General features: G+C 61.4%; 9 protein-coding genes. 6 read left to right on the forward strand and 3 right to left on the reverse strand.

The features are described from left to right. The first annotated feature begins 339 nt into the window (after window positions 1–339). The 6 genes from AC05K6_RS03175 (at window position 340) to AC05K6_RS03200 (ending at window position 12,858) form a co-directional block, all read left to right on the forward strand. The gene (locus tag AC05K6_RS03175) at window positions 340–2,325 is read left to right on the forward strand and encodes an alpha/beta hydrolase-fold protein (protein WP_448306838.1); all 1,986 of its coding nucleotides are present in this window, start codon (window positions 340–342) and stop codon (window positions 2,323–2,325) included. 2 nt (window positions 2,326–2,327) lie between these two features. Continuing rightward, the gene (locus AC05K6_RS03180) at window positions 2,328–2,924 is read left to right on the forward strand and encodes a hypothetical protein (protein ID WP_476727746.1); all 597 of its coding nucleotides are present in this window, start codon (window positions 2,328–2,330) and stop codon (window positions 2,922–2,924) included. A 47-nt stretch (window positions 2,925–2,971) separates the two neighbouring features. After that, complete coding sequence (locus tag AC05K6_RS03185; RefSeq protein ID WP_293790489.1) at window positions 2,972–3,907, forward strand: cutinase family protein; 936 nt, start codon at window positions 2,972–2,974, stop codon at window positions 3,905–3,907. A gap of 249 nt (window positions 3,908–4,156) precedes the next feature. Continuing rightward, window positions 4,157–6,052: a FadD32-like long-chain-fatty-acid--AMP ligase gene (locus AC05K6_RS03190; protein ID WP_473963991.1), complete on the forward strand. Its 1,896-nt coding sequence runs from the start codon at window positions 4,157–4,159 to the stop codon at window positions 6,050–6,052. A gap of 111 nt (window positions 6,053–6,163) precedes the next feature. After that, window positions 6,164–11,251 (forward strand): polyketide synthase Pks13, encoded by a 5,088-nt coding sequence (gene pks13 / locus AC05K6_RS03195; RefSeq protein WP_476727747.1) that lies wholly within the window; start codon window positions 6,164–6,166, stop codon window positions 11,249–11,251. A gap of 47 nt (window positions 11,252–11,298) precedes the next feature. Next, window positions 11,299–12,858 (forward strand): acyl-CoA carboxylase subunit beta, encoded by a 1,560-nt coding sequence (locus AC05K6_RS03200; RefSeq protein ID WP_476727748.1) that lies wholly within the window; start codon window positions 11,299–11,301, stop codon window positions 12,856–12,858. Between the two features lie 21 nt (window positions 12,859–12,879). On the opposite strand, the gene AC05K6_RS03205 is transcribed toward AC05K6_RS03200, so the two are convergent. From AC05K6_RS03205 to AC05K6_RS03215, 3 genes are read right to left on the reverse strand one after another with little or no spacing between them, the layout of a single operon-like run. Continuing rightward, entirely contained in the window at window positions 12,880–13,632 is a 753-nt protein-coding gene (locus tag AC05K6_RS03205; RefSeq protein WP_293790501.1) for a hypothetical protein, read from the reverse strand. Beyond that, window positions 13,616–14,176 carry a DUF6114 domain-containing protein gene (locus AC05K6_RS03210; protein ID WP_293790504.1) on the reverse strand — a complete coding sequence of 187 codons (561 nt, stop codon included), beginning with the start codon at window positions 14,174–14,176 and terminating at the stop codon, window positions 13,616–13,618. Before AC05K6_RS03210 ends, AC05K6_RS03205 begins: the two co-directional genes overlap by 17 nt. After that, on the reverse strand, window positions 14,163–14,732 hold the full coding sequence (locus tag AC05K6_RS03215) for a DUF6230 family protein (RefSeq protein WP_293790506.1): 570 nt from the start codon (window positions 14,730–14,732) through the stop codon (window positions 14,163–14,165). The genes AC05K6_RS03210 and AC05K6_RS03215 overlap by 14 nt, the downstream gene beginning before the upstream one ends. Between the last annotated feature and the right edge of the window lie 7 nt (window positions 14,733–14,739).

Consider the following 14,739-nt stretch of genomic DNA (forward strand, 5'->3'; position numbering starts at 1 on the left):
ACTTTAAATGTTCCGCGTGTTGTCCATGTGAAAACGCTTTTGCTTGCCATAATTGCTCACGTGCTAGCAGCGAAACTGTGGGTGCCAGCTACAAATCAAAAAGTAGAACCCCCACAGATCGCGATAGACGAAAACGTGAATAGAGAATGGCCACAAAAGCGATCGGTGAAGTCGAAGCAGGAGGGGAACCTGCTCCGGCCGCACTCGCTGAAAACAGCACTTCAAACCTCACACGGCTAATCACGGCCAACACAGGCTAGAAGTAGCGCTGAAGCGCGCCCGACCTAGCCAGACCACAATTCAACACACTCAAAAGAAGCAACAGAAAGAATAAAGACTATGCGCCTTGCAGCGAACCTCTCCCGTCGCACTCGCTCCGCCAGCAGCAAGACCGGTAGCAAGAACAGCAGCATCCTCGGCCGTAAGAGCACGGCCCTCCTGGCTCTGCCGCTTTCCGTTGCACTGGCAATGCCACTGATGCCATCCGCTACTGCTCAGAGCCCGCTTGGCGGCTCGATGGGCCCGGGCTCCGGCACGAGCTACCTGGACCCGGACAGCATTCCGAAGCGTACGCCGCGCCAGGTCACCGAGCAGAACCTGCAGGGCCTGCCGGAAGGCGTCAGCGTGGATCGCGTCGAGTGGATCACTGAGCGCTGGGCCAATGTCTATATCAATTCCGCCGCAATGCCGGGCAAGCCGATCAAGGTACAGATTCTGCTGGCTCGCGACTGGTACTCCCAGCCAGACCGTAAGTTCCCGACCGTTTGGGCTCTGGACGGCCTGCGCGCCCGCGAGGACGAGTCCGGCTGGACCCTGTCCACCAACATCGCCTCCCAGTACGCCGACCGTAACGTCAACGTGGTCCTGCCCGTCGGTGGCGAGTCCTCCTTCTACACCGATTGGCAGAAGCCGGACAATGGCAAGCACTACAAGTGGGAGACCTTCCTGACCAAGGAGCTGCCCGCTGTGCTCCGCGAGGGGTGGCGCGCCAACGAAGACCGCGCGATCACTGGCCTTTCCATGGGCGGCACCGCCGCAATGAACCTGGCTGAGCGCTTCCCGAAGATGTGGAAGTTCGTAGGTTCCTTCTCTGGCTACCTGGACACGACCTCCTACGGCATGCCGGAAGCTATCGCCTACGCCACCAAGGACGGCAACGGCTACGACGCAAAGAAGATGTGGGGCGATTACGGCTCTCAGGACTGGATCGACCACGACCCGAAGCTGGGTGTGGACGCTCTAAAGGGCATGACCGTTTACGTCTCTGCGGGTAACGGCAACGCGGGTAAGTATGACAAGCCGGGCTCCATCCCCGGCCTGCCCGCCAACATGGCAGGCTTCGGCCTGGAGGCAATGTCCCGCATGACCACCGAGACTTTCGTGAAGCGTGCCAAGAAGGCCGGCATCAAGCCGATCACTGCTTTCCGCCCCTCGGGTACTCACGACTGGCCGTACTGGCAGTACGAGATGATTCAGGCATGGCCGCACATCGCGAACGCCCTGGGTATTCCGGAAGCTGACCGCGGTGCAAAGTGCCAGGTCGGCGGAGCTATCGCGGAGAACATTAAGAACGCTCCGAACATGGGTGCCTGCATCTCCAACGAGTACGACGCTAAGGACGGCGGCAAGGTACAGGACTTCCGCGGAGGCCGCGCCTACTGGTCCCCGAAGACCGGTGCCCACTTCGTATGGGGTCGCATCGGCGCCCGCTACGCTTCCATGAACGGCCCGGAGTCCTGGCTGGGCTACCCGACCTCCGAGGAACACGTCATCGCTGGTGGCCGCGGCCGCTTCACCTCCTTCGAAAACGGCGCGATCTACTGGACCGCAGAGACCGGCGCCTTCGCAGTACCGAAGGACTTCATCGACGAGTGGGGCAAGACCAAGTGGGAGAACGGCCCGCTGGGCTTCCCGATCGCAGACGTTGAGAAGGTCGGCGACAGCTACATGCAGAAGTTCCAGAACGGCGTCATCGTTCGCAACAAGGACAACAAGACCAACTACGTCCAGGGCAAGATCGCTGAGAAGTACCTGCAGCTGGGCGGCGTGACCTCCAAGCTGGGCAACCCGACCAGTGGCGAACTGGCCATCAAGGGCGGTCGCTTCACTCAGTTCGAGCACGGCAACATCTACTGGTCCCCGACCACCGGCGCGCACGTGATCTACTACGGAAACGTGTTCGACGAGTGGGGTAAGAACGGCTGGGAGCAGGGCAAGCTCGGCTACCCGACCAGCGACCACGAGGACATCCCGGCGGGCGGAACTCAGATCAAGTTCCAGCACGGCGAGATCCGCGAAGTTAACGGACGCGTTGAGGTGCGCTAACTGTGGGCGTCACAAAGATTAGGAAGACAACTGCAATCACCGGTGCTGCATGCGCGGCGCTGCTGTCGCTCGGCACTTTGACGGCCTGCGGTGGTGATGAGACGGTCGATAACTCAGCTGACTCGACGACGGTGCCTTCGGTGACGGAGTCCACCTCGGAGACTGCAAAGTCTGGAGAGTCTGATGAGTCGGACAAGTCAGACAAGTCTAAGGACGATGATTCTGACTCTTCGGACAGTAGCGACGCCCCGTCGTCCGCTGCTGAGGGCGGTGGCGCACCGGCACATGATGGCGCCGTTGACGAGGTAGATGAAATCCCGTCTGGCACGCAGCGCAGCGATAAAGACAAGGACTTCCTGAAGCGCTTGAAGGACGGCGGTGTCGACCTGGCAAAAGCTGATGATGCAGCAGACATCGGTGGCCTGGAGGACCAGGTTATTGCCGCTGGTCACGCGCACTGCACCGCGGAAGGTGGCGGCAAGGAGGATGTCTACACTCCGCTAGCTGCAGGCCAATTGCAGACTAATGGCGTGATCGACGGAGACCCGAAGAAGGCCGAAGACGCAATCCGCGAGGCTGCGAAATCAGCGTATTGTTAATGGTCACTTGTATCCCATTAACCGACTTGCCTTACAACTAGGAAGTTATGAAAAAGGTCTTAACGATCCTTGCTGCTCTGGTCGTCCTTGCGCTCATTGTCGTGGGCGTGGGGAATTGGCTGCTTACAAATGACGGCGCCGGCGGTCCTAAGCCGGGGAAGCCGACGCCGCCGCCTAGCTCGGAGGCGCAGAACCCGCCCGGTTGCGTGGATGTCGAAGTACTGGCTGCGCCGGGTACTTGGGAATCGTCGCCCAATGACGACCCGTTGGCGCCTCACTCACATCCGCGGTCGCTGCTGTTGAACGTCACCCGCCCGCTGGCTGATGAGTTCGACCCCAGCAAGGTGAAGGTATGGACTCTGCCTTACACTGCCCAGTTCCGCAATATGAATGCGCAGGGTGAGAAGAGCTATGACGATTCGCGCAATGAAGGCTTTGGCCGGATGAAGGAGGAGCTGCGCGCAACCCATAAGGCCTGCCCAGCAACGTCCTTTGTGCTTGTCGGCTTTAGCCAGGGTGCTGTGATCGCTGGTGATTTGGCGGGAGAAATCGGCAATGGGCGTGGCCCGGTTCCGGCCAATTCTGTTTTGGGTGTATCGCTGATCGCTGATGGTCGCCAGGAGCTCGACAAGGGCAACCTTGTCGGTGCGAAGGGGATTCGCGGGACGGGTGCGGAGATCGCACTGAACCCGGTAAGCGGTCTTATCCAGGGGATCGTCCCCGGGGCGACGATGCGCGGCCCGCGGCCGGATGGCTTTGGCGAACTCAACGATCGAGTGAACAACTACTGTGCCCCTGCCGATCTTATTTGTGACGCCCCAGCGAATCTGGGCAACGCTATCGTCCGAGCCAAGGATTTGGTGGCCGCCAACGCGGTGCACGCTGAGTATGCGACGAATGGAAAGGTCGTGGAGGGGCAGACCGTGCCGCAGCATATCGTGGGTTGGGCTCGCGGCCTGATTAACGAGCGGCTGGGGAAGTAGCTCGGCACCCGCGACTGTGGTGCCTTGGTCGCGTTAGCGCTTGCTGGCGTTTCGGTGCGGGGGCAACCGTGACACGGCAGTTCGAATTTGCAGAGTAACGATCCTGCCTGCCGGTACGATGTGTTTTACAAGTAAAACTAAATGCTTATTGCGTTAGAGCTATGCGACTAGCGAGAAACTAGTTAAAGCAAGCGGACAACAAGCGAACGACAAGCGGACAGCAAGTAGATAACAAGTAGAGGAGACCACGTGGATATCACTGCAGCAATGGGGCAGTTTTATGACGAGCAGGGCAACATCAACGTCCCTGATCAGATGACCCTTTCCGGCATGTGCGAGATGCTGTACACCATGGCGCAGATGGACGGTACAGCAGAAAACGTGTTGATCCGCTACTGGGACTTCTCCGAATCGCGCGAGGGGAAGGTGCATGAGATTACCCGTGCGCAGGTCAATACTCGTATCAAGGCCGTGTGCGTACGCCTGCAGCAGATTGCCAAGCCCGGCGACCGTGTGGCCATTTTGGCGAATAACTCCCCTGAGTACATGTACGCCTTCCTTGGCGCCATGTACGCCCGCATGGTGCCGGTTCCGCTCTACGATCCTAACGAGCCGGGTCACACCGGTCACCTGACAGCTGTGCTGGGTTCCTCTGAGCCGACCGTTGTACTGACGAACAAGCGCTCCGCCACGGCAGTGCGCAAGCACTTTGCCTCCATTCCCGCCACCGAACGCCCGCGCGTGCTGACGATTGACGCCCTGCCGGATGCACTGGCGGAAGACTGGGTCAACCCGATGGCCGCCATCATGGCGGATCCGTCACTGGCTCCAAAGTCCAGTGAAGAAGCCTTCTTGCAGTACACCTCCGGCTCCACCCGTACCCCGGCGGGCGTGGTGCTTACGCACAAGTCGATCGTCACCAATGTGTTGCAGATCTTTAAAGCCGTGAACCTGAAGTCCCCGCTGCGTCTGGTGACCTGGCTACCGTTACACCATGACATGGGCGTGATCCTGTCTGCGTTCGTCATCATCCTGGGGCTGCCCTTTGATCTGATGTCCCCACGCGACTTCATCCAAGATCCGGCCCGCTGGGTTCGTCAGCTTAACCGGAAAAGCGAGGACGAGAACGTCTACACCGTGGTTCCCAACTTCGCGTTGGAGCTGGCAGTGCGCTATGCCGACCCGGCAAAGGTCGCAGACTTGGGTGAAGTCGACCTGTCCACTATCGATGGCATCATCAATGGCTCGGAACCGGTGCACCACAGCTCCGTAAAGAAATTCCTGGATACCTTCGCCCCTTATGGGCTCAAGAGGGAAGCAATGCGCCCGTCCTATGGGCTGGCCGAGGCAACCCTGATCGTCACCACCCCACAGACCGATGAGCGTCCGCTGACGAAGTGGTTCAAGCGCGATGAGTTGTCCGCGGGCACGGTAGTGGAGGGCTCGGAGGACGACGCAGACAGCCTCTCCCTAGTTTCACTCGGCCAGGTGTGCGAACCGCAGGCAATCGCCATTGTGGATCCGGAGTCGGGCAAGGAACTTGCCGATGGCCAGGTGGGCGAGATCTGGGTACACGGCGACAACATGGCCGCGGGTTATCTGAACCGTCCTGAGGAGACCGAGGAGACTTTCCGCAACCACCTGCCTATGGCCAACCGGCTGGAGTCCGGTAGCCGTGCAGCCGATGTCCCGGAGGACAAGTGGATGCGCACTGGCGACCTGGCCGTCATTGTGGACGGGCACCTATTTATCACTGGTCGCCTGAAAGACCTCATCATCGTCGCTGGTCGTAACCACTACCCCCAGGACATCGAGGCCACCGCAGACGAGGCGACGGAGCAGACCGCCCCGGCCGTCATCGCCGCTTTTGCCGTGCAGGCCGGGGACGCTGGAACGGCGGGCGCAGGTGCCGACGGGGAATCCGTTGAGGGGCTAGTCATTATCGCCGAGCGCGACCCGGAGGCCGCTGAGGCGGACGACGCGGAGGCTATTGAGGCTATGCGCGCTGCCGTCACTGCCACCCACGGCGTGCAGCCCTCGGATGTACGCATCATCGCGCCGGGCGCTTTGCCGCGTTCCTCCGCCAACAAGATCGCCCGCCGCGTGGCAGCGAAGGCGTATCTGGAGGGCACGCTGGACGCTTAATCCATAAAGCGACTTCGGCGCGTTAAAATATGGCGCTACGTTAGGACTCACTCACGACCCACACTAAGCCTTATCGAAGGCATTAGGTACGAAAGGAATCGGCGACTTTCCATGGCAGACAACCAGCAGGACGCCCCCTCGGCGGACCAGCACTCTCGCCCCGCAACGATCCAACAGATGCGGGACTGGTTACGCACCTGGGTCGCGGATACCACTGGTCTGGACGCCACGGAGATCGCCGATGAGCGTTCAATGCAGGATTTCGGCTTATCCTCTCGCGATGTCGTCGTCCTCTCCGGTGACCTTGAGCGCCTGCTCGGCACCCACCTAGACGCCACGATTGCCTACGAGTTCAACACCATCGCCGCACTGGCAGAGCACCTGATGAATGGTCGCGGTACTGGTGCGGTTGTGGGTAGCGACGCCGCAGGCTCCGTAACCGGTGCTTCCGCCGCAGGCGGGCCATTGCCACTTGGCCAGCGCGATATTGCCGTGGTTGGCATGGCTGGCCGCTACCCCGGCGCCGAGAATGCGGATGAGATGTGGGAGATGTTCTGCAACTACCGCTCCGGCGTGGGCGAACTGCCCGCCGGTCGCTGGTCGGAGTATTCCCGTGATCCGGAAATGACGCGCCGCATGGAGCAAGCACAGCTGACCGGTGGCTATATCGAAGATATTGCCTCCTTCGACGCGGAGTTCTTCGGCCTGTCTCCATTGGAGGCTGCGAATATGGATCCGCAGCAGCGCATGATCCTACAGCTGACGTGGGAGGCATTGGAGGATGCACATATCCCTGCCAACCAGCTGCGCGGTAAGCAGGTCGGCGTGTTCATGGGTAACACCAATAACGACTACGGCATGTTGATCTCCGCCGACCCGGCGGAGGCGCACCCTTATGCCCTGACGGGTAATTCCAGTTCCATCATCGCTAACCGCGTGTCCTATGCCTTCGATTTCCGGGGGCCTTCCGTGGCAATGGATACGGCCTGCTCGTCGTCGCTAGTAGCAATTCACCAGGCGGTGCGCTCCTTACGCGATGGTGAGTCTGATGTTGCTGTAGCGGGTGGCGTCAACCTCCTGTGCAGTCCCTTTGCAACGGTGGCGTTTTCCGAGCTTGGAGTGCTCAGCCCGACGGGTGGTATTCGTGCGTTCAGTGATGATGCGGACGGGATTGTGCGTTCCGACGGCGCTGGTGTGGTCGTACTGAAGCGACTGGAGGATGCGCGCCGCGATGGCGATGACGTGCTGGCTGTGATTAAGGGCTCGGCGGTGAACTCCGATGGACGTTCCAACGGCCTGACCGCCCCGAACCCGGATGCACAGGTCGACGTGCTGCGCAGTGCATACGCCGATGCACGGATCGCCCCGCAGTCCGTGGACTATGTGGAAGCCCACGGCACCGGAACGATCCTGGGCGACCCGATTGAAGCAACTGCGTTGGGTACCGTTTTGGGGCGCGAACGCGACATTGCTGAACCTCTGCTGCTGGGAAGTGCGAAGACGAACTTCGGACACACGGAGGCCGCCGCGGGTGTCGCGGGCGTAATGAAGGTCGTGATGGCAATGCGCGAGGGTGTGCTGCCGCCGAGCCTGAACTACACGGGGCCAAACCCCTATATTGACTTTGACCGCGAGCACTTGGAAGTCGTGGAGGATCCGCGCGAATGGCCAGAGTATTCCGGCCGCGCCGTTGCAGGCGTGTCCGGCTTTGGCTTCGGCGGTACAAATGCGCACGTCGTGATCGCCGCACCGGACCTAGAAGAGGAAGCGGCGGCGGGCGTGGGCAGCACCGCGGGCACCGTCGGCGTTGCTCCGATCGGCCTAGACCATGCAGATGCAGCGGGTGAGGCCCCGCGCGTTCTGCTGCCTGTGAGTGGTTTGCTGCCTTCCCGACGCCGCGAAGCCGCCGCAGCGCTGGCCGAGTACCTGGAACAGAACCAGGAATCCTTTGCCGAGCCAGAGCAGCTTCGTGGGGTGGCCATGGCGCTGGCAGGCCACAATCATGGCCGCTCTCGCGGCGTGGTTTCCGCAGCGACGGTCGAGGAGGCCATCGCCGGACTGCAGCGCATCGCTGCAGGTAAGCAGAACGCGACGGCTAAGACAGCTGACTCTCCGTCGGCCAACGGCCCGGTGTGGGTGTTCTCCGGCTTCGGTTCCCAGTTCCGCAAGATGGCCAAGGATTTGTACGAGCTATCTGAGTTCTTCGCCGCGCGCCTGGATGAGCTGGATAAGGTCGTGCTGGCCGAATCCGGCTGGTCTTTCACCGATATGGTGCTGGACGATGAACAGAACTACGACACTGAGCGCGCCCAGGTGGGCATCACCTGCGTCCAGATTGCGCTGAATGACCTAATGCGAGCGCTGGGCGCGAAGCCCGCCGCTGTTGTCGGCCAGTCGATGGGTGAGATCGCGGCGGCCTACGCCGTGGGCGGAATCACCGCCGAAGAGGCCGTAAGAACTGCTTGCCACCGTGCCCGCCTTATGGGCGAGGGTGAGCGCCTCCTCCCAGAGGACAAGCAGGGCGCCATGGCGGTTGTCGAGTTCGGAGTAGAGGAGCTAGCCACCTTTACCGCCGAACACCCGGAATACTCCCAGGTAGAGCCTGCTGTGTACGCCGCGCCGGGCATGACCACCGTCGGTGGGCCCGCCGAGCCGGTGCAGAAGCTCGTCGAATACCTGGAAGGTGAGGGCAAGTTTGCCCGCCTGCTGAAGGTAAAGGGCGCGGGGCATACCTCGATGCTGGATCCGATCCTGGGCGAGCTGCACTACGAGATCAGCGATCTGGATCCGCAGCCCATCCACACGCCTCTGTACTCCACTGTGGATCGTGGCCGTGTGTACACCCCGGGCGAGGTCGTTCACGACGCCGAGTACTTCCTGCGTTGCACTCGCCAGCCGGTCTGGTTCTCTGAGGCGACCGGTAAACAGTTCGACGATGGCTATCGCACCTTTATCGAGTTCTCCCCGAACCCGGTGGCGCTAATGCCTCTGATGAATAACTCCTTCGCCCACAACGCCAGCGATTCCAAGCTATTGTTCCTGCTCAAGCGCAAGGAGCCAGTGTCCCAGACCTTGCTACCCACCCTCGCGGAGCTTTATGTGCAAGGCGCGGCTCTCAATCTCAAGGTCCTGGCCGCTGGGTCCCGCACCCCGCAGGATCTGGCGACGGTTAAGGTCGGTGCGCGTAACCCGCTGCCGAAGGTGCCGGGTACGCAATGGAACCTGCAGCGCCACTGGACCAGCGCCCGCCCCTCCTCCGGGCCCGCTGTGGACTTGCCGGGCACCCGCGTGAACCTGCCCGATGGTCGTGTGGTCTTCAGCGTGCCCGCCGAGGACGTGCCCAGCATTGCGCTGCTGGCCGAGGCCGCGGCTGAGGCGCTGACCGGTGGCGATGCAGGACAGGCCACCGTAGCCGCCACCCGCGACCACGCCCCGTTGCCGACTGCCGGCCAGCTCACGACCATCGCCTCCGGTTCGTTGGGCGGTTGGTCGTTGTCGATCTATGCTGCCGATGCGCCCGGTGCGCAGGCAATGCCGCTGGTTGCGGAGGTATTCATCGCCGCTCTTGGTGGTGTAGCTGAGGGTATTGGAATGGACGCCACCAAGGCGCCAGGAACCGCCGATTCCGGCGTGGCGCCGGCAGCTCCCGCAGTCCAGGCGCTGGCAAAGGAGCGCACGGGCAACACACTCCCGGAGGTCGATGAGACCGCGGATCGCTGGGATCCGAATTCTGGCGAGTCCGCCGGTGATCGCCTGCGCGCGATTGTCTCCGAATCCATGGGTTATGACATTGAGGACCTGCCTGGTGAGCTGCCGTTGATCGATCTGGGGCTCGATTCCCTGATGGGCATGCGTATTAAGAACCGCGTGGAATACGATTTCGATCTGCCTCCACTGCAGGTTCAGGCACTGCGCGATGGTTCGGTGGACGACGTGATTGCGCTTGTGGAGCAGATGATCGCGGAACGTCACTCGGGTGAGAATGCTGCTGCCGGTACTGCTGACACGGCTGCCGGCGGAGAAGGTGGCGTCGCCAATAACAATGGTGAAGACAGCGACGGCAGAGACAACGACAGTGACGCAGCGACCGATTACACCGCGACGGGCGGTGGCGTAGCGCCGCGCGACGCCAGCGAGCGACTTGTCTTCGCTACCTGGGCAAAGGTAACCGGCAAGGCTGCTCCGGGCGTGACTAGAGAGCTACCGAGTATCGACGAGGAACAGGCTCGTGGCATCGCGGAACGTCTTTCCGAGCGTTCGGGTGCAAAGGTCAGCGCGGAAGATGTACTGGCCGCCGACACTTTGGAACCGCTGAGTGAGAAGGTGCGCAGCAGCCTGGAAAGCGAAGTCGAGGGCAATATCCGTGTCCTGCGTGCACGCCCTGAGGGCAGTACTCGACCTGCGGTGTTCCTGTTCCACCCGGCAGGCGGATCCTCTGTTGTGTATGCGCCCCTGATGCGCCGCCTGCCGGAGGACGTTCCGGTGTACGGCGTGGAGCGTCTGGAAGGCGAGCTGGCTGATCGTGCGGCCTCCTACCTGGAGGAGATCATCGAGCTAGCCGACGGCCAGCCGGTCGTGTTGGGCGGTTGGAGCTTCGGTGGTGCCCTGGCTTATGAGGTCGCTTACCAGTTGGGTAAGCGTGCTGCCGCGGGGGAGCCGAGCGTGGAGATCCAGCGGATTGTGCTGCTGGATACCGTGCAGCCAAAGAACCCCGCTCCGGATACTAAGGAAGAAATGCACGCGCGGTGGGATCGCTATGCGGCCTTTGCCCAAAAGACGTATGGTCTGCCGTTAGAGGTTCCGCACGAACTGCTGGATCAGCAGGGCGAGGGCGTGATGATGCAACTCTTCCAGCAGTTCCTGGCATCGCCGGAGGCGAAGGGTATGGGGTTGCCCGCGGGCGTTCTTGAGCACCAGCGCGCCAGCTTCGTGGATAATCGCATCCTGGAATCCCTGGACTTCGGTGCATGGGTCGACGTGAAAGCGCCGGTCACGCTGTTCCGCGCGGAGCGGATGCACGACGGTGCGATCGAGCTCGAGCCAGCGTACGTCGAGATTGCCGCAGACGGTGGCTGGGGCGCGATTGTCGAGGACCTGGAGATCATTCAGCTGCGTGGCGACCACCTAGCTATTGTGGACGAGCCAGAGATCTCTAAAGTGGGACGTGTAATCGCCGAGCACATCACGGGTGGCAACTAGCCCCGCACACACGGATAGACGGCGAAGAAAAAGAAGGGACATTCATTGTGACTGCTGCCGACGAGGGCACAACCGCCGAAAAGCTGGCGGAACTGCACCGCAGGCTGGAACAGGCGCAGGATCCGGGCTCCGAGAAAGCAAAGGCCAGGCGCGACAAGGCGGGATTGACGACTCCCCGCCAGCGCATCAACGCGCTTCTCGACGAGGGCACGTTCGTGGAAATCGGGGCGCTGGGGCGCACTCCTGGCGATGAGGATGCTCCCTATGGCGATGGCGTGGTCACCGGCTATGGCCGGGTTGGCGGACGCACCGTCGCGGTATATGCCCACGATAAGACGGTATATGGCGGCTCTGTGGGCGAGACCTTCGGTAAGAAGGTCTGTGAGGTCATGGACATGGCCATTCGCATTGGCTGCCCGGTGATCGGCATTAACGATTCCGGTGGCGCCCGCATTCAGGACGCCGTGATGTCCCTGGCGATGTACTCCGAGATCTCCCGCCGCCAGCTGCCGCTGAGCGGCCAGTCCCCGCAGATTTCCATTCTGCTTGGCCCGTCCGCCGGTGGTGCTGTGTATGCGCCCGTGACCACCGACTTCGTGGTGGCCGTCGAAGGTCGCACGCAGATGTTCGTCACGGGTCCCGCCGTCATCGAATCGGTGACGGGCGAGAAGATCTCGATGGAAGAGCTCGGCGGTGCGCGTCAACAAGCCCGCAACGGCAATGTCTCCTACGTCGCAAGCAGCGAAGAGGATGCCTTCAACTACGTCAAGGATCTGCTGGACTTCCTACCTGCCAGCACCTTTGACGAGACCCCGGAGTTCTGGGCGTCGAATGACGAGCTGACCGAGCGCGACTTTGAGCTCAACGACATCATTCCGGATGACCCGAACGCGGGTTACGACATCATGGAGGTGCTCACCCGCATCTTCGATGATGACAATGTGCTGGAGGTCCAAGGCGACTACGGTTCCAATGTCGTCACGGCTTTCGCCCGTATCGATGGCCATGCGGTGGGTGTCGTGGCCAACCAGCCGATGGAACTGGCCGGTTGCTTGGACGCCGACGCTGCGGATAAGGCTGCGCGCTTTATCCGGATTTGTGACGCCTACAATGTCCCCCTCGTGTGGGTCGTGGACACACCCGGATACATGCCGGGCGTGGAGCAGGAAAAGGCCGGCCTGATCCACCGCGGCGCAAAGCTGGGCTTTGCCACGGTGGAAGCCACGGTGCCGAAGGTGACCGTGGTGGTGCGCAAGGCCTTCGGTGGTGGTTATGCCGTGATGGGTTCGAAGAACCTGGGCGCGGACATAAACCTGGTCTGGCCGACTGCGCAGATCGCCGTGATGGGTGCAGAAGCTGCTGTGGTGATGATGCAGGGCAAGGCCCTGGCTGCGATGCCAGAGGAGCAACGCCCGGCGGCGAAGAAGATGTTTATGGACTTCTACAATGCGAACATGACCAGCCCTTATGTGGCAGCGGAGCGGGGTTATGTGGATTCCGTGATTACTCCGGATCAGACCCGCATCCGCCTGCGTCAGGCTATGCGTCAACTGCGTAACAAGCAGGTGCTGGAGCCGCCAAAGAAGCACACCATTATGCCGATGTAGCTGCCCTTCTTACCAGGGTGTTTACATCCCGATCTGGGTGCCCTTGGGTAGCTTCAGCTCGTCGGCCTTCACGAAGTACGTCTGCATGGTGCCGTTTGTCATCTCCAGGTGCTCGGAGAGCGCGTCTGGCGTGCCCAATCCGATCTTCTTCGCGGCTTCCTGCAGCTCCTTCGGCGCCATGTTTGCGTCGATGGGCAGCGGGATCAGCGGTAGTCCGGCCACGCGCGGGGTGACGTTAAGCGAGCTCACCACAATGTGAAAATTACCGGTCAACGTGGTGATCTGTCCCGGTCCAGTCCGCTGCCAAATGCCACCTCCAGAGCCTGCTCCCGGAGTCGGGAACTGCACCGAAAGGTTCGTCAGGATCGCCTTGTCGGCGTCGATCCGCAGCGCGGGCTTTGGCCCCTTGGGCGTGGCCTGTTGTACAAGCGACATCTTCACGTGTCCAAGCAGGCGCGTGTTGTCGCTCTTGATCACGTAGGTGCCATTCTGCACAGGTCGCTCGCCCTTGATTGGGCCCGGCGGAGTGAGATCCACCCGCAGGTTCTCCGGCACCTTCGGAGGCGAAGGAGGCGGTGGCAGCTTTGGCGCCGGTGGCAGCTTTGGTGCTGGTGGCAGCTGTGGAGACTGCGGTAGGGGAGGCAGCGGCGGGAGCTGCAGCTGCGCCTCGGCAGTTGGCGACATCTCGACCGCCATCGCTGCCACCAGCCCGCACATCGATGCTGCGGCGACAACGGCCTTGGCAATGCCGCCGCGCTTATGCTGCTTGCTCATCGACCTTCCTTTTCTTGACGCCCTTAGGCGCTTTTTCTTCATCCGTCCACGACAGAGCCAAGGCTCCGCCAATAACGGCGCACAAGGTTCCTATGACAAAGCCACCGATATTCGACATTGGGAGCGCCACAATGCCGAGGATGAGCGCTGCCACTCCAGTGAGTAGTCGAGCGTCGGGCTTAAACCACGTCATGAGGCCTGAGGTAATAAGCAGGGCGCCAATAAGTAGCGTGGATACACCGGAGATCGTGGATACCTGAATAATGATGTTCGATACCTCGAACGACAGGTAGGCCGGAACGATCATGATGATGCCCGACAAAAGCATGAACAGCCCCGCCGCGAAGGGGCGACCGCGACGCCAGCGGGTGAAGCCACGGGTGTTCTTCACCGCGGCTACCTGGTGCTCCTCTGCGTCTTGAGCGACAGCGGTGTTCGGTGCGCTATCCGCATCGAGATCTGCATCTAGATCTGGGTCGTAGTTCGGATCCAGCTCGGTGGTTGGGTCTAGCTCGGGGTTTGTGCTGGAGTTAGCACTCGGCATTGTCTTTATCCACAATCGCGATCTTGCTGCCACCTGCGGTCATCTTATCCGCGGACAGAGAGGTCGCCTCGATGCCCTGACCCTTCGCCGATAGGGAATCGGCGAAGATTCCCCAGCCGCCATCGGGCGCATCCTTGTCGATCTTGCCCGCGTCCACACCAATCTGCGGGTTCTTCAATGTCAGGTCACCGGAGAGCTTGCGGGCGCCGATCAGCATATTGTCGGCGGAGAAGTTCTGACCTGGAACGGTCATTTGGAACTTCTTCTCGCCAACCCCAGGAAGGTTAATCGGGGCAGTCATGCAGACATCCGTTACCTTGGCATCCTTGATGCGCAGGCGCGAGATTGCTTGATCACCGTTGTGCATCTTGTCAACGTCGGTGAATAGGTCAAAGCCCTTGCCATCCAGTTCCCCGACTTCCATGTTGAAAATGGTGCCGGATAGTGCCAGGTGGGCGGACACGCCACCCTGGGCGACTGCGACGCCCATGCCGGCTGTGGCTAGCAACCCCACGCCGAGAATCGATGCGAATCGTACTTTACGAGTATGTCCCATGGGAGTG

Source organism: Corynebacterium sp. TUM25020 (genome assembly GCF_056388495.1).